We start from the raw sequence: 26,175 nt of genomic DNA, 5'->3' as shown, positions 1-26,175 counted from the left end.
AAAAAAGGTCGTCTATTAAGGAAAGAGAGAGTTAGACAACAAGAAAAGCCCGAACATCCCCCCATGTTCGAGCCTTCTTAAATTAAGCTTCTAAATCTTCACCATTTGTTGCGATAACTTTTTTGTACCACTCAAATGAATCTTTTTTCGAACGGTCGAGAGTTCCGTTCCCTTCGTTATCACGGTCAACATAAATCATTCCGTAACGTTTTTTCATTTCACCGGTAGTAAATGAAACTAAGTCAATAATTCCCCAAGGAGTGTAACCCATTAATTCAACGCCATCATAATCGACTGCTTTAATTAACTCTTCGATATGGCCTTTTAAGTAGTTAATACGCTCTGGGTCATGGATGCTGCCGTCTTCTTCAACCGTGTCTACTGCTCCAAAACCATTTTCAACGATGAATAAAGGAACTTGATAACGATCCCACAAGCGATTTAATACATAACGTAAACCAACAGGGTCAATTGTCCAGCCCCAATCACTAGCTGATAAGTAAGGATTGTCAACTTGATAAGGAATCTTACCGTGAACGTTTGCTTCCTCATCTTCACCTTGCCCGCTATTAATATCAACCGCATTCGACATGTAGTAACTGAACCCTAGATAATCAACGGTTCCATTAGCTAAAATATCTGCGTCACCGTCTTCCATTGGAATATTCAGGCCTTCACGTTCGAATTCTTTTAGAGCATAGTTTGGATAGTAACCATTTACTTGAACATCTGGGAAGAAGTAACGTAGGCGCATTGATTCTTCAGCAAGCATCACGTTTTTAGGGTCTGAATTGATTGGATAGATTGGAATATGAGAAACCATTGCGCCAATTTCAAAATCCGGATTAATTTCTTTACCAATCGCAACAGCTTTTGCACTTGCTAAAAGAACATTATGCGCAGTTGTATACATGACTTCTTTAGGATTCTCGCCTTCTTTAACTTGAACCCCGACGTTCGTCCATAAGAAGATTGGATTCGAATAATCCATCATGTTATTAATTTCATTGAAAGTCATCCAATATTTTACTTTATCTTTATAACGGTTAAACACAACTTCAGCGAATTTTTCAAAGAAATCAATGACTTTACGGTTTCTAAATCCACCATATTCATGCGCTAAGTGAAGCGGCATCTCAAAGTGAGTTAATGTAATAACTGGTTCGATGTTATGTTTTAATAATTCATCGAATAAATCATCATAAAACTGTAGCCCTTCTTCATTCGGCTCAGCCTCGTCACCTTTTGGAAAAATACGCGTCCAGTTGATTGACGTACGGAATGCTTTTAAGCCCATCTCCGCAAATAATGCCACATCTTCTTTATAACGATGATAGAAATCAATCGCTTCGTGGTTTGGATAAAATTTCCCCTCTTCAACCGTTTCTGTAATTTCACGTGGTTTACCAGCAGCACCTGCTGTCATAACGTCAGCAACACTTGGCCCTTTACCACCAGCGTTCCAGCCACCTTCTAATTGATGGGCAGCTACCGCGCCACCCCATAAGAAATCTTTTTGTAATTTACTCATGAATATATCCTCCTCTTTCTTTGTCAATCATCATTCTATTAAAAAATATTGACCAGTACGGATATAATTATAATTATACCCGTACACTTTGTCAAGGTGAAGCTTCTATGGTATATTAGTGTTGACAAACAAACTAAGTAAAGGACTAATAACATGCTTAAATACGAATACATAGCCAAAGAAATAATGAACCTGATTGAAGACAAAGATCTTCGTCAAGGTGACAAGTTACCAAGCTTAGATGAGCTTGTGAGTCAATTCGAAGTCAGCAAGAATACAGTCATCAAAGCTTTAGATGAATTACAAAGTCATGGTCTCATTTACCAAGTGCGAGGTAGCGGGATTTTTGTGCGCGGTCGTCGCCAAAAAGGGTATATTAACATGATGGAAATTCAAGGTTTCAACAGTATGCTGCGTGAATTTGACCTCACTTCAAAAGTTTTAGAACTGAAAGAAGTCATCCCGTCTGAAACCGTTCAGGCACATCTACAAATCGACGCCGATCAACCGGTTTATTACTTGAAGCGACTCCGTTATATTGAGGGGCGCATCTTCTGTATTGAAGAATCTTACTTTGATAAAAATATCGTGATGTATTTGAATGAACAAATCGCTGAAGAATCCGTATTTAATTACTTAACAAACAATCTAAAACTACAAATCAGTTTCTTAGACCATTACCTCAGAGTTGGTAAATTAAATCAACAAAATGCCGCTTACTTAGAATTACAAGAAGGCGACCCAGGCATTCAAGTCGAATCGATCTTTTACTTGGCCAATGGTGTGCCGTTTGATTATTCAAAAATTATCTACCATTATGAAGAATCGCAATTCTTTATCCAAGGAAATAGCTACTACAACTTAATGAACTAAAAAAGAGCAGGTACCTTACGAATCCATTGATTCTAAAGTACCTGCTTTTGTTAAATTTAATGTTCTGTCTTTCGGATTAACCAGTTAAAGATTAATTGTGTAATAAATACGATGATTAAGATTAACACAGTAGCGACTAGGATAACGTCCATACGACTACGTTGGTAACCTCTGGCAATAGCCATCGTACCTAATCCACCCCCACCAACAGTTCCGGCCATCGCTGTTAAACCAATGACATTAATAACTGTTGAGGCACTTACACGTAATAAAGCTGTTAGCCCTTCGCGTAAATAAACACGCGTAATAATATCAAAACTTGATGACCCCATGGCTTCAGCAGCTTCAACTACCCCTGGATTAACCTCTAATAAGGCAATCTCGACTTGACGGGCAAAGAATGGAATCGTACTTACAATAATTGGAATTGTTGCAGCTGTTGGTCCAATCGTTGTTCCAACAATCGCTCTTGTTACATTTATTAATAAGGCCAGTAAAATAATAAATGGAATTGATCGGAAGATATTCACCAATGAATCTAAGACCTTATAAACGACTTTATTCTCTAAAATCCCATTGAAACCAGTCACTGTCATAATAATACCCAGTATCAAACCGATTAAACCACCGATTCCAATAGATACGAGCATCATATAAACTGTTTCCCAAATGGCTTCCACAAATTCTTCTCTTAATTCCCAGGCATATGGAATGTGTGTTTCTAAAAATGTAACAATACCTGACGACACTTCATTCCAACTACTTCCAATTGTTAAGACTAATTCGCTCATGTTATCCCTCCCTCTTCACGTATTCTTTTACTAAATCATTAAATCTTTGTGTACTGACATCACTATTTTCAAGATGCTCAATCACTTTATCAACATTCTCTGATGTCCCTTCGACTGCGATTAACATATTCCCAATCGGTGTATTTTGTAAAATTTCCACATGTCCGTAAAGGATATTGACGTTTACATCAAATTCGCGTACTAAGTTACTTAAGATGGGTTTCGTTGTTTCATCTCCAACGTAACTCAAGCGAATAATCTCACCATTCTCATCAATGTTTTGAATCATTGGATGCGTGAGGACTAAACCGATTTCTTGATCAAAATGGGTAGCTGTATTAATAAATTCTTTTGTTAATGATTTCTGTGGATTCGTGAACATATCAACGATTGAACCTTGTTCTAATACATGCCCGTCTTCCATAACAGCTACGCGGTGACATAGGTCTTTGACTACAGACATCTCATGTGTAATAATCACGATGGTTAAACCTAATTGTTCGTTTAATTTGCGTAATAAATCTAGGATTGATGATGTTGTCTTGGGATCTAAGGCACTTGTTGCTTCATCACATAAAAGAACGTCTGGATCATTCGCTAAGGCACGCGCAATCGCGACACGTTGTTTTTGACCTCCAGATAATTGACTTGGATAATTATCTGTCTTCTCTTCTAAACCAACGAGATCTAATAACTCAGCCACTTTATGAGCGACCTCATCTTTACTCAAGCCACTTCCTTTTAACGGAAAAGCGACATTATCAAAAATTGTACGCGAATCCATTAAGTTAAAATGTTGGAAAATCATTCCAATCTTTTTACGCGCTCCACGTAATTCTTTCTTACTTAATTTTTGCATTTCTTGTCCATTTACCGTAACCGTTCCTTGTGTGGGTGGCTGTAGTAAGTTAATCGTACGTACTAAGGTACTTTTACCTGCCCCACTGTAGCCAACAATTCCGAATATTTCACCGCGATCAACTGTAATATTCACGTCTTTAACCGCCGTGACAACTTTGTCATCATTACTAAAAATAACATCGATATCTTTTAATTCAATCAATTTTTTATCCTCCTATCTATACAAAAAAAAGCACATTCATCTCTTTAAAAAAGGACGAATGTGCATAAAAAGTTCGTGGTACCACCTTAATTCGCCAAACCATTACTAGCCTAGCCTCATACAGTACAAATCTCTAAGAAAATATTTATACTGCGACGATGTTAACGGTTGTTTCCGTTCATTCTTACTTATCTTCAGAATGACCGCTCCATGGCCATGTTCACAAGCTATCTCTTTACTCACTTTCACCATCTGCGAGCTCTCTTTGAAAGATGTCACTTCTTACTTACCATTTCATAGCGTTTAGTATTATTTTATCTGTGTGTAAGCATATCTAAAAATGAGAATAATGTCAATGCACTTTATGTAATTCTCATAATCAAAAACAGAAAAAACTACAACACTTAAAACGCACACTATCACTTCAATCTTCCTAAATTTTAATAATTATGGTATTATGATGTTGTTATTATGATTAAAATCAGATGAGTTTATTCTATACAATGCAATACGCAGGAGGAATATATATGACAAAAAGAAATACAAAAGAAACGTTAAAATCTATTAAACCGAGTCCGATTCGTGCCTTTAATGATAAAATTTCAGGTATCGAAGGCTTAATTAAATTAACCTTAGGTGAACCAGATTTTCCAACACCTCGTTTCATTAAAGATGCAGCAATTCAATCTATCGATAAAAGTTTTAACGGATACAGCCATTCAAAAGGGTTAGCTGAATTACGTGAAACAATTAGCGGTTATTTAAAACGTAAGTACGACCTAGATTACCGTGCTGAAGATCAAATTATTGTAACCGTGGGTGCGACTGAAGCAATCTTCGTTTCACTATATGCATTACTAAATCCTGGTGATAAAGTTGTTACCGCTGCGCCGAACTATGCAGTTTACAAAACTCAAGTAAACTTAGCTGGTGGGGAATTTGTACCGGTAGACGTAACAGAAGATGACTTCATCTTAACGCCAGAACGCTTAGACATAGTGTTGACTGAAGATAAAGACATTAAAGTCTTACTAATGAACCACCCATCAAACCCAACAGGACATACTTATACAGCTGAGCAAATCGAAGGCCTTGCTGAAGTCGTTAAAAAACATGATATTTGGGTGATTTCAGATGAAATCTATTCAGAGTTAACTTACAAAGGCAAACACGTCTCAGTAGCTAAATATCTTCCAGAACACACGATTTTAATCAATGGTGCATCTAAATCGCATTCTATGACTGGATGGCGTATGGGGATTGTGGCTGGGCCTGCAGATGTCTTAAAACAAATTTTTGTTATTCATCAAGGTGCAATCAATGCACCAACAACGCAAGCACAATTTGCTGGACTTGCTGCTTACTCAGAAGAAGGTGACGCAGCCATTGAAGAAATGCGCTTAGAATACAAGATCCGTCGTGATTACTTATTGGGCCGATTCCGCGATATGGGCTTCGATGTTTCAACACCGAACGGTGCCTTTTATCTATTCATCAAGATTCCAGATTGGTTTGAAGGCGACGACATGGACTTCTGCCTTAAAGTTGCTCACGAAGCAAAAGTCGGCCTAGTCCCTGGTCAAGCATTCGGTGAAGCTGGTAAAAACTACTTCCGTCTAAGTTATGCTGCAAATCTTGAAAACCTAGAAACAGCCGTTGACCGTATTGAAGCATTTGTTGAAGAGAACAAACCTAAATAAGTATAGTGATAATTATCAACACCTCCAAGTGATGCTTGGAGGTGTTCTTTGTATTGGCTAATCAGTGGTTAAGTAGAAGAATTATTATTTATTCTTCCGGTTAAACCGATTAAATGGAAGAATATTTTATTATTGTTCTGGTTAAAGTGATTAAATGGAACAATTCTCGCCTATTCTTCCAGTTACCACCCGAATCTTTAAAAATCTGCAAAGAAAAAACACACAGCGGACTGTGTGTTTTTATTGTTAATGAAAACGGTCTGTTGCTATGTGGTTCTAGAATTGAACGACACCTAAGAGTGTTGCAGCTATTAATGTAATGATACTTGCTGCCCACATAATTGGTAAGTTTGCTTTAATATGCTCACCAATGGTTGTACCAGCCAATGATACCCCAACGTAGTTGGCAGCAACTGTTGGACTGATGTAAGTACCATAAGTACCTGTAATTAAGAATGTTGCAGCAACTGTCTCTGCTGAAATTCCGAATGGCTCTACAATTCCGATTACAATTGGAAGTAATGCGAAGTAGAACGCATCTGTACCAAGAACCATCATTAATGGTACTGAGAATAATGCTAAGAACCAGTGAGTATGTGGTGCGATAAATTCTGGTAATGCGTTAATAATTGTTGTAGCCATTGCTTCAACCATTCCAGAACCTTCGATAACACCAATAAAGATACCTACGGCGAATAATGTCATCGTCATAACGATAGCGTTATTACCATATTCTTGGATTTTCTTACCTTGTTCTTTAACTGATCTAAAGTTGCCTAAGATTGCGAATGCGTATGCAACCATGAAGATAAAGTGCATTGGTAAACCAGTATCAATGAATAATAAAGCTAACATAATTAATGTTACAACTAAGTTATAGATGTAAAGACCTTTGCTTGTTTTTGGTTCTGCTTCAGCATTATCTGCTAAATCAGCAATATTAATGTTTCCATCAACACCTGAACCTTCACGTTTACGACGTGAGTTAACAACAGCATTCACGATTGCTAATAAGAACATTACAACAACAGCTGGGAAGATAAATGAATACAGATCCGAAACCTCTACCCCTGCAACTGAAGCCGCTCGAATCGTTGGCCCACCCCACGGGATAATATTCATCGCTGACATTAGCCCAACAACTGTTCCTAAAAATACTACTGGACGAACGCCTAACTTATCCATAATTGGTTTGAATGCTGGAATTACAATTAAGTAAGTTGAAGCACCACTACCATCTAAGTGAGATACAACAGCAACTAGTAAAACCGCGATAAAGATTGCAGTGATTTTGTTACCAACTTTACTAATTACAAAATCCACTAACGGGTCGAATAACCCCTGTTCGGACATTAATGTAAAGAATGAGATCGAGAATAAGAACAGAACTGCAGTGTTTAAGATAGACGCCAATCCATCGTTAACGTATAAACTTATATCCGCAATACTTGCTCCAGAAATTACTGCTGCGATCAGTGGTAAAATGATGAAAGCCATCGGTGGAGACATTTTCTCTCCGATTAAGACAAACATCAATATGATTATGAGTATAAAACCTATTATTGCTAAATACATATTTTCCTCCTACATACATATATTATTTTGTGAAACATCCCCCAAACAACTATAAAGAAATCGTTTACAGTTATATTTTAATATAGTTATCCTATTAAAACAACATTTAAACTGTCTTTTAACTGTTCTTTGAATGTTCAACTGTTCACATAAAACCCAATAGAAAATCGCTTATCCTAAAAGGATATTCGCGATTGCTTCTTGTGATTCTTCAATTGAATGTTTACGAGAACGAGCACATTCTTTAGCTGGACGGTCGCAAATATAACATTGACGCTTTCCTATTCCAACCTCTTCACGCTTCAAACTGCTTAATTTTCCGTCTTCTAATTTAACGACATCTAAATCAAAGACACGGCCTTTTGAATGCATTTCTTCAAGTGCTACCATTCTTTTTTTCAATTCAATGCTATCAATATCCACAAAGAAATATGCTTCTGGCCCAGTTGGCAAGTTCAAATCTTCTGAAAACTGAATCGTCACATCGTCTAACTTTGCTTTTATTTCTGTCAGCATTTCTTCAAAGACACCTACTAGATAAAGTGATGTTTTAATATCACCAGGTATATTCAAAGTAACAGATAATAATGAACCCGGAGAATGTTGATTAATAATCTGGGTCTGTCTGAATGCACGTTTTTCACGCGCATCCAGCATCTCCATTAAACTCACTTCCGGGCCATTGAATACTTCATCCTTATACATTGCGAACAACGTCGATCATCGTACCATCACGGTATTGAATTAAAGCAACGTCTTTCTCTCCATATTCAATTGGTTGAGGTGTTCCTACTATTGCGTAAGCTTTCTCTTTTAATTCTTCAATTGTAAATTGTGGAACATCAACGTTCTTGAAGTGTTCTACTAAGTCTTGGCGTTCTGGGTTAATTGCGATACCGATTTCAGTAACAACCACGTCTACACTTGAACCTGGTGTAATTACAGTGTTTACTTGTTCAACCACTGTAGGTATTCTTCCTCGAACTAATGGTGAGATAACTAATGACATCTTACTTGATGATGCTGTATCAGGGTGACCACCGATTGCTCCACGGATCACGCCATCCGATCCAGTAACAACGTTAACGTTGAAGTCTGTATCGATTTCAAGTGCTGATAAGATACATACGTCAAGCTGGTTAATGGCAGCACCTTTAAATAATGGTGAAGCGTAGAAAATCGCGTCGATTTCAGTATGCTCAGGGTTACGTCCTAATGACTCTCCTGATGGTGCATCGAAGTCTTGAACGTCAATTAATTTATCTACTAAACCTTCTTCATGTAGCTCAACCATTGCGTTTGTAATACCACCTAAAGCAAAGCTAGCAGTGATATTTTCTTTAATCATATCTTCACGTAAGTAACGAGATACAGCTAATGATGCCCCACCTGTACCAGTTTGGAATGAAAATTTATCTTTAAAGTATGGTGAGTTTGTAATCACTTGGTTAGCGTATCTTGCGATAACTAATTCTTTAGGGTTTTGTGTGAAACGAGTTGCCCCTTTAGCAATCCCAGTAGGATCTCCAATCGCATCGACCTCAACAACGTAATCAACATCTGTTTGAGGAATGCTGATTGGTGTGTTTGGATAAGGCATTAATGAGTCTGTAATTGCTACTACTTGGTCTGCATATCTTGCATCGACTTTAGCGTAACCTAATGAACCACAGATTGCTTTACCTTTAGTACCATTTATATTTCCATACGCATCTGAACTTGGCGCACCTATGAAGGCAACGTCAATTTTGATTTCGCCTGATGCAATTGCTTGTGCACGTCCACCATGAGAACGTAGTACAACTGGGTTTTTCATAATTCCGTCAGAAACTGCTGCTCCGACTTTATCACGTAAACCACTTGATGTAATGTTTGTAACTACACCATTTTTAATGTGTTCGATTAAGGGCTCATGGACGTTAGCAATTGAACTTGGTGCAATCGTTAAATCTTTAATTCCCATTGCTGCAATCTCATCCATGACCATGTTTAGTACATAGTCACCTTCACGGAAGTGGTGGTGGAAAGAAATTGTCATACCGTCTTTAAGTCCTGTTTTTTCAATCGCTTCACGTAAGCTACCTACTAATTTGTCATCACCTAGTTTAATAGGGTTGATTTTACGGATAGTCTCTTCATATTGTGTGCTGTATTTAGATTCTTCTCCATAAGCACCGTATTGATCAACAATATGTTGTGGAATATCGCGACCGACTGTATTCTTAACCATAATTATAGTTCCTCCTCTGTAATGATATTCGCTGCTTTAGCTAAAGCAATAACACGCTCAGCACGTTCAACGATTGGCTTATCAACCATTTTTCCGTTAACAGAGATAACCCCTGAACCTTTTTCTTCAGCTTCTTGAATTGCCCAAATAATTTCTTTTGCATTGTCAATTTCTTTTTGAGTTGGTGCGTATTCATCATGAACAATTGGAATTTGACGAGGGTTGATAATTGATTTTCCATCGAAACCTAATTGTTTAATACGTTGTACTTCATTTCTGAAGCCTTCTTCGTTATCTACGTCTGAATAAACAGTATCTAAAGCTGCAATACCTGCATCTCTCGCTGCATGTAGAATGAAGCTACGTGCGAAGAATAATTCTTCTCCAGTGGCACTTCTTTCAGTCTTCATGTTTGTCACGTAGTCTTCTGCTCCTAGAGCGATACCGATTAAGCGGTCTGACGCGTGAGCAATCTCACGTACATTTAAAATACCTGTAGCTGATTCGATCGCAGCCATAATATTTGTTGTACCCACTTCGATGCCGTTTTCTCTCTCAACTCGTTCGATAACAGCTTCGACGTCTTTGATTTCTTGTGCATTTTCAGTTTTTGGTAAACGAATCACGTTCACGCCACCTAATACTGATGCTTCGATATCCTGATCTCCACCAGCTTTTAAATCGTTAATACGAACAACCGTTTCAACGTTACTATAGTCAATATTTTTTAATGCATTATGTACTAACATACGTGCAGTATCTTTCTCGTTCAATGATACAGCATCTTCTAAATCAAACATTACTGCATCTGAGCCGTATAAAGGTGCATCTCTAAGCATTGCTGCGTTCGCACCAGGCACAAACATCATCGTTCTTCTTAAACGCTCCATGTTGCAATCTCCTTCCAGTTAAATGTAGTTTCATCTGCAGCACGGTAAACAGCTGCAATTGTTCTTGCTTGAACTGTACAATCTAATGCACCTTGGTCAACAGCAGTTACTTTTGCGTTTTCCACTCCAAGTTTTTCTAAAGTTTCTTTGATAACTTTACGGATTTGTGCTCCGAATTGTTTCTCTACACTACTTTCTAGTTCAATCTCGATACCATTATCTGATTGAGCCACAGTGACCATAATGTCAGAAGACTCAACTGTCCCTGCGACACCATTTTGTTTAATTTCCATCTTTTTCACCTCAAATTTATTTTTTGTTTTGAATATAGTCGTACGTTGTACTTGGAACTAAATTCTTAATGCTTTCTGGATGACCTTCCGATAGTGCTTTACGTACTTTCGTTGCACTAATCACTTCACCTTCAATCTCTAATCGTGGAATAATTTCTAATTCCAGATCATCTTGAAAAACTTCACTCATACTTTCATTATAAATCTCTGTGACGCGTGAATAAGGCTCTTTACCGACGAAGCGGTGGTTGATATTAAGAATCGGAGCCACTCTTTCTTTAAATAAAGTCGCATCGACTTTCGCTTGAATTCGTGCGACACTTTCTTGAGCACGATCTCGCAAGAAGTATGATGGGAATGTTGCCGAAGAGACCATGTAATCATTTGTTGGTAAGACAATGACATTTGACATGTCAACGGTTGCACGTTTTACCAACATCATTCGCTCCTCATCATTAAATTCAGAACGATCTTCAGACAGAACGAATACATACACGTAATCACTTTGTTTGGCTGTTTCTTCAATTAAGTGAAGGTGTCCATTAGTAATCGGGTTGGCGTTCATAACGACTGCGCCATTGTTTCCTTCTTTTTTATGATTACTTAACATAGATAAGTAATCTTCAAAATTAGGATGACCAAATTCCATGAAGGTAACATTCGACGTCTCTACAATCTTATTAAAGCCTAGTGATTTAAAGTAAACACTATTCTTTGGACATGTATAGACGAAATAATGATTTGAGCCATTACTTCTTAGTTGATCCATTAGATGGACAACAATATCCGTCAGAAAGTTTTCTGATTGATAGTCTGAATGAACGGCTACACATTTAATAACGTTGCCAGCATATGAACCAGTAGCAACGAGATCATCACCTTTATAAATCCCGACTGTATAATCGGTCTGTTCCTGAGTGCTTAAGTTGGAAGCTTCTAATAAGTTTTCCCAATCTTTGCGTGCACTTTGGCTTCGATGAATCCATAAACGTTTCGTTGTATACACTATCATCATCCTTTTTTATTGACTAAAAGTTCTATTACTTGCCCCAAACCAATATTGTATGAAGAAAATCATTTATTTCTTCATTCCACTATTCATTATATATTAATTATATTAATCGTGTTGTTTTTCCCCTGTATTTTATAATTCTAATCCTTATTCTGTCTAACATGTTAACGTTATCAGGCGATTAGAATGTTATTCTGATGTAAATATTATGACAGAACAAACCTGTAAAACAGCTGCATTGAATTTACTTCTTCTATAATGAAGCCGTTTTAATTAGGCATTTATATAAGGTTTTTTAGAGGTATATTTAGTCTTGTTTTTATTTTATGCAAAAATTTATACGCAAAAAAACACCATTAGAACAGTATTTTCCCAAAAAAGAATTTCATTCTGAGGTGTTTTCGCTTACAATAAAGATAAATATAACTTATGAGAAAGGTTGATATATATATGGTTGAAGTACGTATTAATGAAACCGTCTTGAGAGATGCGCATCAAAGTTTGATGGCAACTCGCATGTCGACAGAAGATATGCTTCCAATTATTGAGAAAATGGACTCGGCGGGATATTACGCACTTGAATGTTGGGGGGGTGCAACTTATGACTCAGCGATTCGTTTTTTAGATGAAGATCCATGGGAACGACTACGCGAAATTCGTAAACGTACGCCGAATACGAAATTGATGATGTTACTTAGAGGTCAAAACTTAATCGGTTACCGTCACTATGCTGATGATGTTGTTGATAAGTTTATTCAAAAGGCTGTTGAGAACGGCATTGATATCTTCCGAATCTTCGATGCGTTAAACGATTCACGTAATGTTCGCGCTTCACTTGAAGCAGTTAAGAAATACGGTGCACATGCACAATTAGCAATTGCATATACAACAAGTGATGTTCATACCGTTGAGTATTACACAAAACTAGCAAAAGAATACAACGATATGGGTGCTGACTCAATCTGTATTAAAGACATGGCTGGTATCTTAACTCCGGCTGTTACTCGTGAATTAATTCCAGCGATTAAAGCTGTGATTGATGTTCCATTAAACTTACACACGCACGCAACAAGTGGTGTGTCACAAATGACTTACTTAGCTGCTGTTGAGAATGGCGTTGATATTATTGATACAGCGATTTCTCCATTAGCTGAAGGAACAAGTCAACCACCTACTGAATCAATGGCATTAACATTAGAAGAATTAAATATTAATACACACTTAAACATTGATACTTTAGAAGAAATTGCGGACTACTTTAAAGGCATTCGTGATAAATATTTAGCAGACGGAACATTAGACAGTAAAATGATGTTCGCTGATCCTAAAGCTTTAATTTACCAAGTTCCTGGTGGTATGTTATCGAACTTAAACTCACAACTCCGCCAAGCAGGTGCTTTAGATAAATACGATGCTGTACTTAACGAAGTTCCTTCTGTTCGTGAGGACATGGGCTTCCCACCACTTGTAACACCCTTGAGTCAAATGGTTGGAACACAAGCGGTATTCAACGTCTTAGCTGGAGAACGCTACAAGATGGTGCCTAACGAAATTAAGGACTACTTAAAAGGCTTATATGGTAAATCTCCTGCACCAGTGGATGAGGAATTCCGTCGCTCAATTATCGGTGACGCAGAAGTCATCGAAACGCGTCCAGCAGATCGTTTAGATCCAGAGTTCGAAAAACTTAAAGCTGAATTAGGCGACCTAGGTAAAAATGATGAAGACGTATTAACTTATGCTTTATTCCCACAAGTGGGTCAACAATACCTAGAAAGAAAATATCAACCTAAACCAGTAGCTGGAGAAACAATTAAGATTCAAGCACGCTACGGTCAATAAAGAGTCGATGAACGAAGGAGGAATTTAATTAGATGGAATCAATCAGTATTATGGACGGTTTGATGTTAACTATCGTTTCCATGCTTACAGTATTTTCAGTACTACTAGTTCTTTGGGGACTAACAGAAATGATTGCAAAGTTTGTTAACGGAAGTGATAAAGCCGAACCTGCACCTGCAGCAGCTAAACCTGCACCTGCAGTAAACACAAACAACTTAGCACCGAACAAAAAGCATCAACAAGTTGCTGAATTAGTCGCTTTAGCATTAGCGTCTGAAGATGAGCCAAACAAAAAGTTAGAAATCCAAGAATCAAAACGAATTAAATAATCGGAGGATATAAATCATGAAAAAATACGAAATCGAAATTAATAATGAAGTATACCGCGTATCGGTAAAAGAATTACCTGCTGATGCAGATATGTCAACGGGTCAAACAGCTGCTCCTGCTGCTCAAGAAACACAAAGTGCTCCAGCACCTGCTGCAGCATCAGGCGGAACAGAAATTAACGCACCAATGTCTGGAACTATCTTAAAAGTTGCTGTCACACCAGGTCAAACAGTTGCTCAAGGGGATACATTAATCGTCTTAGAAGCTATGAAGATGGAGAACGAAATTGTTGCACCAGCTGACGGTGTTGTTGGTGAAATTAGTGTCAGTCAAGGTGACAGTGTACAATCTGATCAATTACTACTGACTATATAGGAGGTATTCGTTTACATGTTAGACACAATTAATGAACTTATACAAACTTCCGGGTTTTTGAGTTTAACTATACAAGAAATCATCGTCATTATGTTGGCTTTGGTTTTAATCTTTTTAGCCGTTTCTAAAAACTATGAGCCTTATTTATTAATTCCAATTGGATTCGGTATGTTACTTGCTAACTTACCTCTGACGGGATTAATGGATCCTGCTACTGCAACAGAGAATGGTGGATTGCTTCATTACTTATATCAAGGGGTCGGGCTCGGAATATTCCCACCACTGATCTTCCTCTGTTTAGGAGCATCTACTGACTTTGGTCCGCTTATTGCGAATCCAAAAACATTATTATTAGGTGGAGCTGCTCAATTCGGTATCTTCGCTGCATTCTTCGGTGCTTTAGCCTTAGGTATGACGCCAAGTGAATCTGCTGCGATTGGTATTATTGGGGGAGCAGATGGCCCAACAGCTATCTATATTTCTTCTCAATTAGCTGAGCATATCTTACCAACAATTGCGATTGCTGCTTACTCATATATGGCGCTTGTTCCAATTATTCAACCGCCAATTATGCGCGCGTTAACAACTGAAAAAGAAAGAACAACTGTTATGAAGCAAGCACGTCCAGTATCACAAAAAGAAAAAATCATTTTCCCAATCGTTGTTACTTTATTCGTAAGCTTACTAATTCCTTCAGCTGCATCATTAGTTGGGATGTTAATGTTAGGAAACTTAATTCGTGAAAGTAAAGTTGTACCTTTAATCACAACAACTTTAGAGAACTCAATGATGTACATCATTACAATTCTTTTAGGTATTTCAGTAGGTGCTTCAGCAGATGCCGCTACATTACTATCATTTGATACAATCAAAATTATTTTCTTAGGTCTATTCGCCTTTGTTATTGGTACGACAAGTGGTGTCCTTATGGGTAAACTTATGTACAAACTAACAAATGGTAAAGTGAATCCCTTAATTGGTTCTGCAGGTGTTTCTGCTGTACCGATGGCTGCACGTGTTGCACAGTCTGAAGGGATTAAAGCAAACCCTAATAACTACTTATTAATGCACGCAATGGGACCAAACGTAGCTGGAGTTATCGGATCAGCTGTTGCAGCTGGTATCTTACTAAGCTTCTTTGGATAATCAATGTAACAAGTTAGTTAATAACGAAGGTATACTTTTAACGAAGTGTACCTTCGTTTTTTTGTTAGTCAATTGTATATATCTATGTTGAATTGAAGCTATTACCATAGCTTATTGAATTTCATCTCAAATAAGTATACAATTCAAGTGCATTGTTTAATGACACATTTTGTTCTTTAACAAGAATAATTAATTATTTAGGAGGTATACAATGGATTCTACAGTTGAAGCCGTAAAGGCAAATTTAGATATTAATTCCAATCAAACGTTAAAAGTTTCTGTCTATCACGCATTTAAGCGTACCATTATCTTAGGTGAAATTCCCGCAGGTGAGCGTATTAATGAATCCGTTTTCTCAGAAGAAATGAACATTAGTCGAACTCCTATTCGCTATGCGCTCGAACAACTCTTAAAAGAAGAACTGGTTGAACATGTTCCGGGTATCGGGATGATTGTTAGAGGGATTAGTATTAAAGATGCATACGAAATTTATGATATTCGTAAAGCACTCGACACACTTGCCTTTACGAAAGCTATGCACCTGATGACCGAGGAGGATTTCGATGAACTTGAGCGCCATTTACAAAGCGGGGATAGCATTCAAACAAAAGAATCTGATGACCGCATCGATAACCTAATTAATAATTTCTCTGGGTTTAATGCTTATGTTTATGAAAAGTCACAGATGCGTCGTCTACCGAAAATTATTGATGAGCTGCAGGCCTATCTCGTTTACTTTAGAGAATTATCCATTCGTTCAGAAGTTCGCAGTAAAATTGCACTAGAAGAGCACTTCTTAATCTTAAGAGGGATGCGCAATAAAGATGTTGAAACAATGACCATGCTTATTCATGAGCATCTCGATCATTCATTGAAGTTTATTATTGAAGATATGGAGAATCGTAATATTGGATAATGTACACTCAATCCATAATCGCATTCCCCGTATCGCAACGAAAGCGTTGATGTATGAGGTTTCTTTATCACCTAAACCAGGTTTAGTGGATCGTTTCAATAATGGTTCGCATCGAGATATGAACTATTACACGTTTATTGATAGCGTAATGTCTTTTGAACCTTTCTTTAAGCAGTATTATGACTTAGGAAGAAACTTACACCAAACAGAAGATTTAAGTGAATTATTTAACGGCTCAAGACGTATTGGGATTAATGCGGAAATCGCTATGTTTGAAGCAACGCATGGTATTAATACTCATAAAGGTGCTAACTTTTCATTCGCCCTTTTACTTGTAGCTGTAGGTTATATTATTGAGCGTAAGCAGTTATCGACTTGGTCAGCTACTCGCACAACCGAAGCGTTTCAATTGATTCGTTTAATGACCAAAGACATCTTACTGAATGATTTTGATGATGTGCATACAAGAGAAAAACTATCTCATGGCGAGAGATTGTATATTGAACATGGCATTACGGGGATTCGTGGCGAGGCAGTTAGTGGTTACCCTATCTTACAAGATGTGTTGATGCCTTATTTACGTAGTTTAGATGATCCAATACTAGAACATAATTTATTAAAAGCATTGCTACTCATCATGGGACACATTGAAGACGGCAATATTATTCACCGGGGTGGGTTCGAAGCTTGGGAAACCATTAAGATGGAAGCACTTACTTTGTTTAATGATCCTAATGAGCCGAGCGAATTTCTAGAAGCGCTGCACGAATATGACCAAGTGATGATTGAACGACATCTGAGTCCTGGTGGAGCGGCGGATGCTTTAGCTTTAGGTATCTTCTTGTCTCTATTAGAACAAGCGGAGTTTTAATACAGCGCCCTTTTTCTTTAGTGAGCTATATTTTCTAACAAAAATACAGTATAATGAAGATATAATTGGAAACAATTAAATAAAGGATAACAGAGTAAAAAATAAGCGTGAAGTGTTCTTAGATGGGATGTTGCTAAGAAACGAAACTTGGTTCACTGAACTAGGTGCGATTTATTTTTGCATTCGCTGCATATCACTGTGTGGCTCTCTGTGAAAGAGGAGAGTATTCATATGAACAAGAAGGTAGACGTCGAGCAGAACATTAGACCAAGGAAAGTTACAACGTCGCAGTTAACTTTAATGGCGGTTATGATCGCCGCAAGGATTGTCTTAAGTTTCATTCCGTCTTTAAATTTCGGTAACTTAGCTGAAATCGGCCTTGGCTTTGTCGGTACAGCTTTTAGTGGGATTTTATTTGGTCCACTTTTCGCTTTGCTCGTGTCAACAGTTACGGACTTAATCACTTTTTTCATTAGTGGGAGTGGATTCTTTTTCCCTGGCTTCACGTTAAGTGCCGCTTTAGGTGGATGGATTTACGGTTGGGTTCTATGGCGTAAGCCAATCAGTTGGAAACGTGTGTTTGTTGCGGTTTTACTCGTGACATTAATTATCAATTTAGGTTTGAATTCCGTGTGGATTCGCATGATGTATGGCCGAGCATGGGCTGCCTTTATGCCAATGAGAATTGTTAAAAACCTAATCTCATTACCAATTAACACGATTATATTAACGTTCCTATTCAAGTCACCAACCATCGAAAAACTCATTAAAAAATATCAATTTTAAAAACATTCAATAAATACCCTCTGTCTAGCGTGCGAGTCCAGTGATTACTGGCACGTTGGGCAGAGATTTTTTGTTTTTTTTACATAAAATTCCTTTATAATATAAGGAACAAGTAATCAGGAAAGGTGATAACATGGTTAAAAAAATTGCAATTATTGGTGGGGGTATTGTCGGTTCAACGGCGGCTTACTATTTAGCGCGGTCTGGTCACACAGTCACAGTCTTTGACCACGGAATTGGCCAAGCTACGCGCGCTTCTGCAGGTATTATCTGCCCTTGGTTCTCTTTACGTCGGAATAAGCCTTGGTACTTTCTAGTATCTAAAGGGGCTGAGTTTTATCATCAGTTTATGCAAGATTTGAAAGATGATGGTTATAATACAGACGCTATCTATCAAATCGATGGTGCGATCATGATTCGAAATACAGATAAACGCGTTCAAAAAGACCTTGATCAAGCAGAAGCGAAACAAGAAGCTTCACCTTCAATTGGAGAAGTTAAGAAACTTTCAACAGAAGATATCTCGGATTATTTACCTTTAATTGAATCGAATCATCCAGCGACGTGGGTTGAAGGTGGGGGTCGCGTTCATGGTGATGCCCTTATTGATACACTTCACCAAGCAATTCAAGACCTAGGTGGGAAAATCATTCGTGAAAAAGCCCAACTTAAGAAAGAAAGTGGGGATATCTACATTTCTACCCCTTCGGTGGCTAAGCATAATTTTGACCGCTTACTTCTTTCTCCTGGTCCTGGTTTAACAAATCTATTAGAACCACTAGGTTACCAGGTTGATATACGCGCCCAAAAGGGACAACTCTTTGTGCTTAAGAATACCAATTGGGTTGACCAACATTGGCCAGTGATTATGCCTCCAGGACAAAGCGATATAATTCCTTTCAATAATGGCGAAATTATCATTGGCGCGACACATGAAGATGACCAAGGTGAGAACTTAGATGTTGATGAAGCCGTTCTGAATGAATTACGCGATGAAGTTACAAAATGGATGCCAAGTATTGATGACTATGACATCGTTGAATCTAAAGTAGGTACACGAGCGCACACGTCAGATTTCTCTGTCTTAGTTGGTGCAGTGCCAAACTTAGACAATGTCTGGGCAGTTAGTGGCTTAGGATCATCTGGTCTAACAAGTGGCCCATTCTTAGGCTATCAGTGGGCACAACTTGTTGAAACAAATGCCTGGGATATTGATAAAGAAGCCTTTCCGATTGAAAAGTATATTCAAGAAAATGACGCTCAATAGTGAACTAACACTGATAGGATAAGTAAAGTTTATGATCACATTATTGGGATTTTAAATGTGAACATGGTATATTTAATTTATCATTTTATTTTATTATTATCCTTAAGGAGGATGTTTTTATGTGGAAAGAGTTTAAAGGCTTTATTGCGAACGACAGCATTATCACTATGGCAACTGGTATTATTATGGGTTCTGCATTTACTGCAATTGTTAATTCATTAGTTAACGATATTTTCATGCCGATTATTGTGGCAATCACTGGTCAAGCAGATGTATCAGGTGTTGCTATTTCAATTGGTAACACTGAATTAGCTGTTGGGTTATTCTTACAAGCTGTTATTAACTTTATCTTAGTGGCTTTATTCTTATACTTAACACTTAAAGCTTTAGAGAAAGTACAAGATAAAAAAATCGTTGCTCCAGACGAAGAACCTGCTGGACCAACTGAAACTGAATTATTAGAAGAAATTTTAGGCGAATTACGTAAAAAATAATTCTTTAGACATTAAAACTCAGACACCCTGTTAAATTAACAAGGTGCCTGAGTTTTTTGCTTTTATTCATTCTTTTGACTTCTGAAATTCACTACACCAGATAGGGCTGCAAAGATCATAGCTGCAATCGGCCAAATGAACCAACTGCGACCCCAATCCGCTGTGATAAAACTATAACCAAAGAAGATGGCAGTCACTATTGGCCAGTAAATACCGGCTATACGATCAACCACTTCACTTTCTTCATCAACTGGCTGACGGTGATTAAGTAATGTATTCAAACTGCCCCAATAAATTCCTGTAGAAATCAACATATAGATAGCCATAGAAACCACCGCGAGGAAAATCCCTACAACATAACCAATATGGTCTTCTGCAAAGCTAGGAAATAGTAGGTTAATGATAATGATTGGAAGCACACTCACTATAATTAAACCAACGCCAAAGGATAATTGTCGCGTATGCGTCGGGCGATAATTATCTATCTCTTTTTCGACAAATCCGCGAACACCGAACTCCAACTCAAAAGCTTCTTCTAAAAACTCAAACTTTTGCATACGCATATTCGCAAAGATCATCACGCCGATACCTAAGGCTACAAGTAAGAACAGTGCACTAATTCCAATCGCTTCACTGACATTCTCTGGAATTATTCGAAGCATCGATGGTGTTGTTAAAGTCACAATCGGAATGACACTACTTATTAGTAGCACAACCCCTATACCAATTCGATGAGCAAAATCTGACTTCTCTTCTAAATATTCTTTAGCTGTATTCAGTGACACAGACACAAAATCTGCTTTTGGTAATTCTGCTTCTTTTGCAACTTCCTCTTCTGTTTCTGTACTTTCGTCATCATTTAAGAGATAATCGGTTGTAACACCAAAAAGTTTTGAGAGTTTAAGGACTTTGTTTAAATCGGGTGTCGCTTGATTGCCTTCCCACTTTGAGACTGACTGACGACTGACATTCAACTTTTCAGCTAAATCCTCTTGCGTCATATTGTATTTCTTTCGCAAGTGAATTATTTTGTCTGCTAATATCATGAATAACACTCCTTATGTTTTGTATTCATCTCTCTTTTCCTACCTTTATTATCTCTCAAATGATGGTTGCAGACCATGTAGTGCACTGTATAATTGCGCAACTAGCGGTTGCAAATGGCTTTATATTAACATTTATCTTCTATTATCAATATATACTTAATTTAGTCTGTTTGATAATTTTAACGAAAGTCACAAGCTAAATCGTGGTCATTGATAATGCCAATCGCTTGAAGGTATGAGTAAATCGTGACACTTCCAATAAATTTAAACCCACGTTTCTTCATATCTTTTGTCACTGCATCACTTAAAGGGCTTTGCGTAGGACGTTCCTCATCTGATTGGCTCACAACTTGCTCGCCTGAAACAAAGCTCCAAATGTAAGCATCAAATGTGCCAAACTCTTCTTGGACTTTCATAAAGGCTTGAGCGTTCGTAATTGCGGCTTTTATCTTCCCTTTATGACGAATAATCCCTTCATCGTTCGCTAGGCGTTCAATGTCTTCCTCGCCGTATTCAGCCATTTTTTCATAGTCAAAGTGATCGAAGGCATTTAAAAAGTTATCTTTTTTAGATAAGACGAGTTGCCAAGACAAGCCGACATGAAAGCTTTCTAATATTAACCATTGAAATAACAATTGATCGTCATGTTCCGGCACTCCCCAGATGTGGTCATGGTATTCCACATAATAATCTGGTTTGCCAGCAATCCATTCACAGCGTTTGATTTCGGTCACTTTATCCACTCCTCTTAATATAAAATATCGAACAAACCAATCGCAATTAATAAGATGATAAAAGCGTAATTCAACTCTCTTGTAAGTAAAATATAGGCCACATATTCACGAATAATTGAAAACGGCCATAAATACGATGGTGTTCCTGCGCCTTGATAGTAAGCTTTAAAACGACTTTGGCGCGCAATATAGGTCGAACGCATCAAGTGAAAACGACTCGTAATAACTGCCACTTTCCCGGACAAGCGATGTTCTTTAATCAGCTCATTGGCAAATTTAAAGTTTTCATCCGTGTTTTTTGCTCGCGGTTCTAACAGAATATCTTCTGCCGGAATCCCTTTTTGAATTAAATAATTCTCCATCCCTTCAGCTTCTGAGTACGTTGATTGATGCTGAGGACCTCCGGTAACAATAATGGTAATCTTTGAATGAGTTCGACTCTTTTGTCTGTAATATACTTGAATTGCTTTATCTAATCGTCGTCTCAGGACATTCGTCACATTATCTATGTCATCTAACTGGCTTCCTAAGACAAGGAGAATCGTTGCTTGCTTTCCTCTCGACCACAAACTAATTGCAAAATTTAACGTGATATAGCAAAGAAACGTCCCAACAAAGTAAATCGATAAGTAAATATATATACCAATAATTTCTTGGATTTGAATATCATTCAGGCGCAACATCGCCCAAATCGTTGCTCCTACAAAGACTAACAAGGTAAAAGCTAAGACGAGATTGAAGATCGTCTTTGAAATCTTAGGCGAGGGTTGCCGGACGGTCTGATTAATTGCTAAGACCGCAATCAGTAATAAGACAAAGGGCACTGCCGCAATGAAAAAGCCACTAATTATATATAAAAAATATCGAAACATAAAGACAGGTGTCCAATTACTTTGTAAAACCAAGCCCATTAAGAAGCTATTTAAACCATACAAAGCGAAGGCAGACGGTTGGAGCCAAGAATAATTCGTCAAAAAAGAGAGGAGAAATAGCACCAAAAATACAATGGCAATTCCATACAATAGCACTTCTTTTCCCCCCTCTGAATATTTTAAGTTAAGTTATGATAATCATTATAAACAATTTGCTTTTTAACTTCACGAATTTTGGCTACTTCTTTAATCGCATCTTTCGCTTGAATTCCTTTTGTGGCCATCATTAATTCCACATGTTCTTTGTAAGGTAAACTCGATACCGCTTCGTCTGTCGCCAATTTGACAGATCCTCCTTCGATTAAAAGTACGCATTCCCCTTTAAGTTCACGGTCTTTAAGATGTTCACTCACTTCCGCTGCACTCGCGCGAATGTATTCTTCATAACGTTTTGTTAGTTCACGCGCGATGACAACCTGCGTGTCTTCACCTAAATGCGTCACAATTTGCGATACAGCTTGTTTAATCCGGTAGGGTGATTCATAAAAAATCGCCGTCTCATCTCTTTGCCCGACAATTTCTAAAGCCGCTTTTTGATCTGCTTTACCTCGTGGGAAAAAGCCGTAATAAGTAAACTGTTCACTTGGTAAACCTGAAGCAACTAGGGCAGTTAAAGCCGCATTCGCTCCTGGTAAAGCCACCACTGGCAAATCCTCTTCCAAACAAGCTTGAACTAGAGGTTGCCCAGGATCATTAATTAAAGGCATTCCGGCATCACTGACTAAGGCAATGGTCTTACCTTCATGTAATTCATTAACCCAAGCTGTGACTTCATGACTGCGTGAATGTTCATGAAAACTACGTAAATTCGCTTGAATATCAAAATGATTCAATAACTTAATCGTATTTCGTGTATCTTCAGCTAGGACAATATCAGCCTCTTTTAAGATATTGACGGCTCTAAACGTCATATCTTCCAAATTACCAATCGGTGTTGGCACTAAATATAATATTCCTGCTTCTTGTTGTTGGAAACTATGTTGTTGCACACTGATCCTACTCCTCTATTGGCTCTTCGTCTTTATTATCGGTAAATTTATTTACAAAGACAAGTTGTTGGCTTCTAACATCTGCTTGTCCATGCTCTTTTAAGTATTTTTCCTTTTGGGGGCGGGTTAATCGTTTAAATTTTGCTTCCGCACTCATTGCTAACGACTTGCTCTCCCAACGTTCCGCGTAGATCATGCGAACCGGAAGTCGTTTGCGAACTCGAGTATATTTCGCTCCCTTACCCGCATTATGCGTAGCCAAGCGGTTAGCTAAGTCAACGGTATAACCACCGTATAGCGTGCCGTCTTGACAGAATAAGACGTAGAAATAATATGATCGTTTATTCGCCATTATACATCGCCATCAATGTCGGTGTGTATTCATTGTTATCTTCATGAACCACAATCGCCGGTTCAATCTTCACACCGCGACGTCCTCCGCGATATATCGCTTCAATTAAGACACCATTCGCATTCATGTCTTTCTTCGGATGAATAAACTGAATACGGTGAATACTGAAATGGTGATTTAGCAATGTTTCGATTAAATCATCCAAACGGCTCGGACGGTGAACGATAAATAACTTACCTTTTTCTCGCATAATTTGACTTGCCTTTTTGACCCATTGTTCCATCGTCAGCATCAATTCATGACGCGCTAAAGCATGACTTGTCAGACGGTGGGTTGCATTACTACTTTCTGCTAGAAAGTACGGTGGATTACAACTAATAATGTCATATAATTGCCCTTGTGTATGTTTAAGATCATTAATATCTCCTTGAACAAAGGTAATTTGGTCCTCTTTACCATTCCACTTCGCACTGCGTCTTGCCATATCTACTAAAGGTTCCTGCAGTTCAATACCGTTTAATGGTGCCTCTGTTCGATGGGACAGAAGTAGCGGGATGACCCCATTGCCACTACAAAAATCCAAGTATTTAAATTTATTTCCTTTAGGTAATTTAATGAAGTTAGCTAGCAACAAAGCATCCACTGATAACGTAAAATACTCTGTACTTTGGATTATACCTAACTTTCCACCTAAAAATGAATCAACTCGTTCAGTTGAATGAACGAGTTGAGATTTATTTTGAACATCCATGAACAAGCCTCCTCAAAATGTATGTTATTAATGATTTTCTAAGCGTTCTAGAATTTCCTGGCAGAACAGACATTGCTCATTAGAAGATCGACGTGATCCAAAGAACTCATGACACACATGAATTCCTTCGTTATAAAAGCCTAGAAGACTCTCGCGCCCACTACTTGTCTGACTATCCTCTTCCCCTTCAGTCACTTCTTCTTGAGCGTCTGTTTGGAATTTAATTAACAGACTTTTCAAATCATTGTTACTCATACGTAGTTTATTATTTTCCTCAACTAAGTTGTCAATGACTTCTCTCAGCTGTGCCACTGTATCACTTAACTGAAGCAAATGTGTCTCTGCTTCATCAAACATTTCTAAGTAATTATTTTTGTCTCTCATTGTTTGGCACACCCTCTCTTCTTCGTATATATTATTGACTTGCTAAGATAGCAAGTCGTTCCGTAGCTAACTGAGGCGCAACATTTGCCTGTAATCGTTGTTTCGTCTCAAGAATCAAATCATTTAATTCTAAAATATGTGCTAGCGACGGTTGTTTCGTTTTAATCACTTCATTAATAAAATAAGCTTGGGTTAAATTCTCTATTTCAGTATTTGACAATATTCTTAACATGCTATGATTTAAGATTAATAAATAATCCATACCGTCTAAAGCCTGTTGAACACTCAAGGAGTTTTTTAGTTGGGTTTGAACTAAGATCACAGAATGAAGGTTCCCATGAGCCAGTGTTGAATAAAAATAATTCAACGATTTAAACCAATTCGTTACGTCTGCTTCTTCATAATCGCTCACAAGTCTTTGGGCAGTTTCCGAAGACATCTTTGCGAAAATACGGGCATGCGCCTCGGATACCCCAGTTTCAATATAGTAAGCTACTCGCTCACTTACATTCGCTCTTGGAAAGTGAACACCTTGAACTCGAGATTGAATTGTTGGTAGTAGGTTACTTTTATCCTGAGTATAAAGGACTAAGTAAACTCCTTCAACGGGCTCTTCTAAAAAGGTCAATAACGCATTCGCACTCGAAGGATTCATTGTTTCAGCACTTTCAATGATTGCTAACTTGAAGTTACTTTCAATCGGGCTCGTCGATAGCCATTCTTTCAGTTCACGAATCTGATTCACTCGAATGGATTGTCCATCCGGTTGAATTGAAACTACGTCAGCTAATTGATGATTTTGTGCCTTTTGGCAATGTTCACACACACCACAAGGTTGACCTTCCTCATCCTTATTCAAACAACCTAACGCTTTAATCAGTTCCGTTGAGACATGCTCCTTACCTTCATAATCATCACCTGTGAAGACATAACCATGAACGAGACGTTTTTGGTGAATTAATTCATAAAAATAATGACTTAATTGCCCCATATAGTCACCTC

28 protein-coding genes, 1 riboswitch and 1 other annotated feature are annotated in these 26,175 nt (G+C 37.9%); of the genes, 11 read left to right on the top strand and 17 right to left on the bottom strand.

Going from position 1 to position 26,175, the window contains the following annotated elements; translation table 11 throughout:
* Positions 1–82 precede the first annotated feature (82 nt).
* Positions 83–1,531: a 6-phospho-beta-glucosidase gene (locus tag ACFO5Y_RS00750; RefSeq protein WP_197103028.1), complete on the bottom strand. Its 1,449-nt coding sequence runs from the start codon at positions 1,529–1,531 to the stop codon at positions 83–85.
* A 153-nt stretch (positions 1,532–1,684) separates the two neighbouring features.
* On the opposite strand from ACFO5Y_RS00750, the gene ACFO5Y_RS00745 reads away from it, so the two are divergent.
* Complete coding sequence (locus ACFO5Y_RS00745; protein ID WP_197103029.1) at positions 1,685–2,404, top strand: GntR family transcriptional regulator; 720 nt, start codon at positions 1,685–1,687, stop codon at positions 2,402–2,404.
* A gap of 56 nt (positions 2,405–2,460) precedes the next feature.
* Here the strand turns inward: ACFO5Y_RS00745 and ACFO5Y_RS00740 are convergent, their stop codons facing one another.
* On the bottom strand, positions 2,461–3,141 hold the full coding sequence (locus tag ACFO5Y_RS00740; protein ID WP_380706316.1) for a methionine ABC transporter permease: 681 nt from the start codon (positions 3,139–3,141) through the stop codon (positions 2,461–2,463).
* Positions 3,142–3,196: 55 nt separating this feature from the next.
* A complete protein-coding gene (locus ACFO5Y_RS00735) occupies positions 3,197–4,258 on the bottom strand; it encodes a methionine ABC transporter ATP-binding protein (RefSeq protein ID WP_138403872.1) in 1,062 nt (353 codons plus the stop codon).
* Positions 4,259–4,305: 47 nt separating this feature from the next.
* Positions 4,306–4,565, bottom strand: a binding site (T-box leader).
* A gap of 220 nt (positions 4,566–4,785) precedes the next feature.
* Between ACFO5Y_RS00735 and ACFO5Y_RS00730 the strand changes: the two genes are divergently transcribed.
* Positions 4,786–5,958, top strand: a complete 1,173-nt coding sequence (locus tag ACFO5Y_RS00730) for an aminotransferase class I/II-fold pyridoxal phosphate-dependent enzyme (protein WP_197103033.1) — start codon at positions 4,786–4,788, stop codon at positions 5,956–5,958.
* A gap of 276 nt (positions 5,959–6,234) precedes the next feature.
* Here the strand turns inward: ACFO5Y_RS00730 and ACFO5Y_RS00725 are convergent, their stop codons facing one another.
* From ACFO5Y_RS00725 to citC, 6 genes are all read right to left on the bottom strand, one after another.
* Positions 6,235–7,533 (bottom strand): SLC13 family permease, encoded by a 1,299-nt coding sequence (locus tag ACFO5Y_RS00725; protein ID WP_197103035.1) that lies wholly within the window; start codon positions 7,531–7,533, stop codon positions 6,235–6,237.
* Positions 7,534–7,704: 171 nt separating this feature from the next.
* On the bottom strand, positions 7,705–8,238 hold the full coding sequence (gene citX / locus ACFO5Y_RS00720; protein ID WP_197103037.1) for a citrate lyase holo-[acyl-carrier protein] synthase: 534 nt from the start codon (positions 8,236–8,238) through the stop codon (positions 7,705–7,707).
* Positions 8,231–9,763: a citrate lyase subunit alpha gene (gene citF / locus ACFO5Y_RS00715; protein ID WP_197103039.1), complete on the bottom strand. Its 1,533-nt coding sequence runs from the start codon at positions 9,761–9,763 to the stop codon at positions 8,231–8,233. The genes citX and citF overlap by 8 nt, the downstream gene beginning before the upstream one ends.
* Positions 9,764–9,765: 2 nt before the next feature.
* The gene (citE, locus tag ACFO5Y_RS00710; RefSeq protein ID WP_138403877.1) at positions 9,766–10,653 is read right to left on the bottom strand and encodes a citrate (pro-3S)-lyase subunit beta; all 888 of its coding nucleotides are present in this window, start codon (positions 10,651–10,653) and stop codon (positions 9,766–9,768) included.
* Positions 10,641–10,946 (bottom strand): citrate lyase acyl carrier protein, encoded by a 306-nt coding sequence (gene citD, locus ACFO5Y_RS00705; RefSeq protein WP_138403878.1) that lies wholly within the window; start codon positions 10,944–10,946, stop codon positions 10,641–10,643. Before citD ends, citE begins: the two co-directional genes overlap by 13 nt.
* 16 nt (positions 10,947–10,962) lie before the next feature.
* Positions 10,963–11,961, bottom strand: a complete 999-nt coding sequence (gene citC, locus ACFO5Y_RS00700; protein WP_197103042.1) for a [citrate (pro-3S)-lyase] ligase — start codon at positions 11,959–11,961, stop codon at positions 10,963–10,965.
* 447 nt (positions 11,962–12,408) lie between these two features.
* Between citC and ACFO5Y_RS00695 the strand changes: the two genes are divergently transcribed.
* From ACFO5Y_RS00695 to mscL, 9 genes are all read left to right on the top strand, one after another.
* Entirely contained in the window at positions 12,409–13,800 is a 1,392-nt protein-coding gene (locus ACFO5Y_RS00695) for an oxaloacetate decarboxylase subunit alpha (protein ID WP_197103043.1), read from the top strand.
* Positions 13,801–13,832: 32 nt separating this feature from the next.
* Complete coding sequence (locus ACFO5Y_RS00690) at positions 13,833–14,129, top strand: OadG family protein (protein ID WP_138403881.1); 297 nt, start codon at positions 13,833–13,835, stop codon at positions 14,127–14,129.
* 16 nt (positions 14,130–14,145) lie between these two features.
* Positions 14,146–14,505, top strand: coding sequence for a biotin/lipoyl-containing protein (locus tag ACFO5Y_RS00685; protein WP_197103046.1), 360 nt, complete (start codon positions 14,146–14,148; stop codon positions 14,503–14,505).
* Positions 14,506–14,520: 15 nt separating this feature from the next.
* Complete coding sequence (locus ACFO5Y_RS00680) at positions 14,521–15,651, top strand: sodium ion-translocating decarboxylase subunit beta (protein ID WP_197103047.1); 1,131 nt, start codon at positions 14,521–14,523, stop codon at positions 15,649–15,651.
* A gap of 211 nt (positions 15,652–15,862) precedes the next feature.
* On the top strand, positions 15,863–16,567 hold the full coding sequence (locus ACFO5Y_RS00675) for a GntR family transcriptional regulator (RefSeq protein ID WP_138403884.1): 705 nt from the start codon (positions 15,863–15,865) through the stop codon (positions 16,565–16,567).
* Positions 16,560–17,438: a triphosphoribosyl-dephospho-CoA synthase CitG gene (citG, locus tag ACFO5Y_RS00670; protein ID WP_231606787.1), complete on the top strand. Its 879-nt coding sequence runs from the start codon at positions 16,560–16,562 to the stop codon at positions 17,436–17,438. Before ACFO5Y_RS00675 ends, citG begins: the two co-directional genes overlap by 8 nt.
* Positions 17,439–17,526: 88 nt before the next feature.
* A riboswitch (THF riboswitch) is annotated at positions 17,527–17,629 on the top strand.
* 40 nt (positions 17,630–17,669) lie between these two features.
* The gene (locus ACFO5Y_RS00665; RefSeq protein WP_197103048.1) at positions 17,670–18,224 is read left to right on the top strand and encodes a folate family ECF transporter S component; all 555 of its coding nucleotides are present in this window, start codon (positions 17,670–17,672) and stop codon (positions 18,222–18,224) included.
* A gap of 133 nt (positions 18,225–18,357) precedes the next feature.
* Positions 18,358–19,491 (top strand): NAD(P)/FAD-dependent oxidoreductase, encoded by a 1,134-nt coding sequence (locus tag ACFO5Y_RS00660; RefSeq protein WP_197103049.1) that lies wholly within the window; start codon positions 18,358–18,360, stop codon positions 19,489–19,491.
* A 119-nt stretch (positions 19,492–19,610) separates the two neighbouring features.
* A complete protein-coding gene (mscL, locus tag ACFO5Y_RS00655) occupies positions 19,611–19,985 on the top strand; it encodes a large conductance mechanosensitive channel protein MscL (RefSeq protein ID WP_197103050.1) in 375 nt (124 codons plus the stop codon).
* Between the two features lie 62 nt (positions 19,986–20,047).
* Here the strand turns inward: mscL and ACFO5Y_RS00650 are convergent, their stop codons facing one another.
* From ACFO5Y_RS00650 to ACFO5Y_RS00615, 8 genes are all read right to left on the bottom strand, one after another.
* On the bottom strand, positions 20,048–21,031 hold the full coding sequence (locus tag ACFO5Y_RS00650; RefSeq protein ID WP_197103051.1) for a helix-turn-helix domain-containing protein: 984 nt from the start codon (positions 21,029–21,031) through the stop codon (positions 20,048–20,050).
* A gap of 179 nt (positions 21,032–21,210) precedes the next feature.
* Positions 21,211–21,765, bottom strand: a complete 555-nt coding sequence (locus ACFO5Y_RS00645; protein WP_331459492.1) for a DNA-3-methyladenine glycosylase I — start codon at positions 21,763–21,765, stop codon at positions 21,211–21,213.
* Between the two features lie 14 nt (positions 21,766–21,779).
* Positions 21,780–22,637: a YdcF family protein gene (locus tag ACFO5Y_RS00640; RefSeq protein WP_197103053.1), complete on the bottom strand. Its 858-nt coding sequence runs from the start codon at positions 22,635–22,637 to the stop codon at positions 21,780–21,782.
* Between the two features lie 179 nt (positions 22,638–22,816).
* A complete protein-coding gene (gene rsmI, locus ACFO5Y_RS00635) occupies positions 22,817–23,686 on the bottom strand; it encodes a 16S rRNA (cytidine(1402)-2'-O)-methyltransferase (RefSeq protein WP_380706314.1) in 870 nt (289 codons plus the stop codon).
* Between the two features lie 7 nt (positions 23,687–23,693).
* Positions 23,694–24,038, bottom strand: a complete 345-nt coding sequence (locus ACFO5Y_RS00630) for a GIY-YIG nuclease family protein (protein ID WP_197103054.1) — start codon at positions 24,036–24,038, stop codon at positions 23,694–23,696.
* Complete coding sequence (locus ACFO5Y_RS00625; protein WP_197103055.1) at positions 24,028–24,789, bottom strand: tRNA1(Val) (adenine(37)-N6)-methyltransferase; 762 nt, start codon at positions 24,787–24,789, stop codon at positions 24,028–24,030. Before ACFO5Y_RS00625 ends, ACFO5Y_RS00630 begins: the two co-directional genes overlap by 11 nt.
* Positions 24,790–24,816: 27 nt before the next feature.
* Positions 24,817–25,173, bottom strand: a complete 357-nt coding sequence (locus ACFO5Y_RS00620; RefSeq protein ID WP_197103056.1) for an initiation control protein YabA — start codon at positions 25,171–25,173, stop codon at positions 24,817–24,819.
* A 31-nt stretch (positions 25,174–25,204) separates the two neighbouring features.
* Positions 25,205–26,164 (bottom strand): hypothetical protein, encoded by a 960-nt coding sequence (locus ACFO5Y_RS00615; RefSeq protein ID WP_197103057.1) that lies wholly within the window; start codon positions 26,162–26,164, stop codon positions 25,205–25,207.
* Between the last annotated feature and the right edge of the window lie 11 nt (positions 26,165–26,175).

This window comes from Ruoffia tabacinasalis, from assembly GCF_042652985.1.
GTDB classification, from domain to species: domain Bacteria; phylum Bacillota; class Bacilli; order Lactobacillales; family Aerococcaceae; genus Ruoffia; species Ruoffia tabacinasalis.
This window is presented reverse-complemented; position numbering and strand designations above follow the sequence as displayed.

Bases quoted from the DNA above. Each gene is read 5' to 3' on its own strand.
- ACFO5Y_RS00685 (WP_197103046.1), top strand. From the start codon at position 14,146: ATGAAAAAATACGAAATCGAAATTAATAATGAAGTATACCGCGTATCG.
- ACFO5Y_RS00745 (WP_197103029.1), top strand. From the start codon at position 1,685: ATGCTTAAATACGAATACATAGCCAAAGAAATAATGAACCTGATTGAA.
- citX (WP_197103037.1), bottom strand. From the start codon at position 8,238: ATGTATAAGGATGAAGTATTCAATGGCCCGGAAGTGAGTTTAATGGAG.
- ACFO5Y_RS00625 (WP_197103055.1), bottom strand. From the start codon at position 24,789: ATGGATGTTCAAAATAAATCTCAACTCGTTCATTCAACTGAACGAGTT.
- citE (WP_138403877.1), bottom strand. From the start codon at position 10,653: ATGGAGCGTTTAAGAAGAACGATGATGTTTGTGCCTGGTGCGAACGCA.
- ACFO5Y_RS00615 (WP_197103057.1), bottom strand. From the start codon at position 26,164: ATGGGGCAATTAAGTCATTATTTTTATGAATTAATTCACCAAAAACGT.
- ACFO5Y_RS00695 (WP_197103043.1), top strand. From the start codon at position 12,409: ATGGTTGAAGTACGTATTAATGAAACCGTCTTGAGAGATGCGCATCAA.
- ACFO5Y_RS00650 (WP_197103051.1), bottom strand. From the start codon at position 21,031: ATGATATTAGCAGACAAAATAATTCACTTGCGAAAGAAATACAATATG.
- ACFO5Y_RS00620 (WP_197103056.1), bottom strand. From the start codon at position 25,173: ATGAGAGACAAAAATAATTACTTAGAAATGTTTGATGAAGCAGAGACA.
- ACFO5Y_RS00680 (WP_197103047.1), top strand. From the start codon at position 14,521: ATGTTAGACACAATTAATGAACTTATACAAACTTCCGGGTTTTTGAGT.
- ACFO5Y_RS00640 (WP_197103053.1), bottom strand. From the start codon at position 22,637: ATGTTTCGATATTTTTTATATATAATTAGTGGCTTTTTCATTGCGGCA.
- ACFO5Y_RS00660 (WP_197103049.1), top strand. From the start codon at position 18,358: ATGGTTAAAAAAATTGCAATTATTGGTGGGGGTATTGTCGGTTCAACG.
- mscL (WP_197103050.1), top strand. From the start codon at position 19,611: ATGTGGAAAGAGTTTAAAGGCTTTATTGCGAACGACAGCATTATCACT.
- citC (WP_197103042.1), bottom strand. From the start codon at position 11,961: ATGATGATAGTGTATACAACGAAACGTTTATGGATTCATCGAAGCCAA.
- citD (WP_138403878.1), bottom strand. From the start codon at position 10,946: ATGGAAATTAAACAAAATGGTGTCGCAGGGACAGTTGAGTCTTCTGAC.
- ACFO5Y_RS00665 (WP_197103048.1), top strand. From the start codon at position 17,670: ATGAACAAGAAGGTAGACGTCGAGCAGAACATTAGACCAAGGAAAGTT.
- ACFO5Y_RS00750 (WP_197103028.1), bottom strand. From the start codon at position 1,531: ATGAGTAAATTACAAAAAGATTTCTTATGGGGTGGCGCGGTAGCTGCC.
- citF (WP_197103039.1), bottom strand. From the start codon at position 9,763: ATGGTTAAGAATACAGTCGGTCGCGATATTCCACAACATATTGTTGAT.
- ACFO5Y_RS00730 (WP_197103033.1), top strand. From the start codon at position 4,786: ATGACAAAAAGAAATACAAAAGAAACGTTAAAATCTATTAAACCGAGT.
- ACFO5Y_RS00630 (WP_197103054.1), bottom strand. From the start codon at position 24,038: ATGGCGAATAAACGATCATATTATTTCTACGTCTTATTCTGTCAAGAC.
- ACFO5Y_RS00725 (WP_197103035.1), bottom strand. From the start codon at position 7,533: ATGTATTTAGCAATAATAGGTTTTATACTCATAATCATATTGATGTTT.
- ACFO5Y_RS00690 (WP_138403881.1), top strand. From the start codon at position 13,833: ATGGAATCAATCAGTATTATGGACGGTTTGATGTTAACTATCGTTTCC.
- ACFO5Y_RS00675 (WP_138403884.1), top strand. From the start codon at position 15,863: ATGGATTCTACAGTTGAAGCCGTAAAGGCAAATTTAGATATTAATTCC.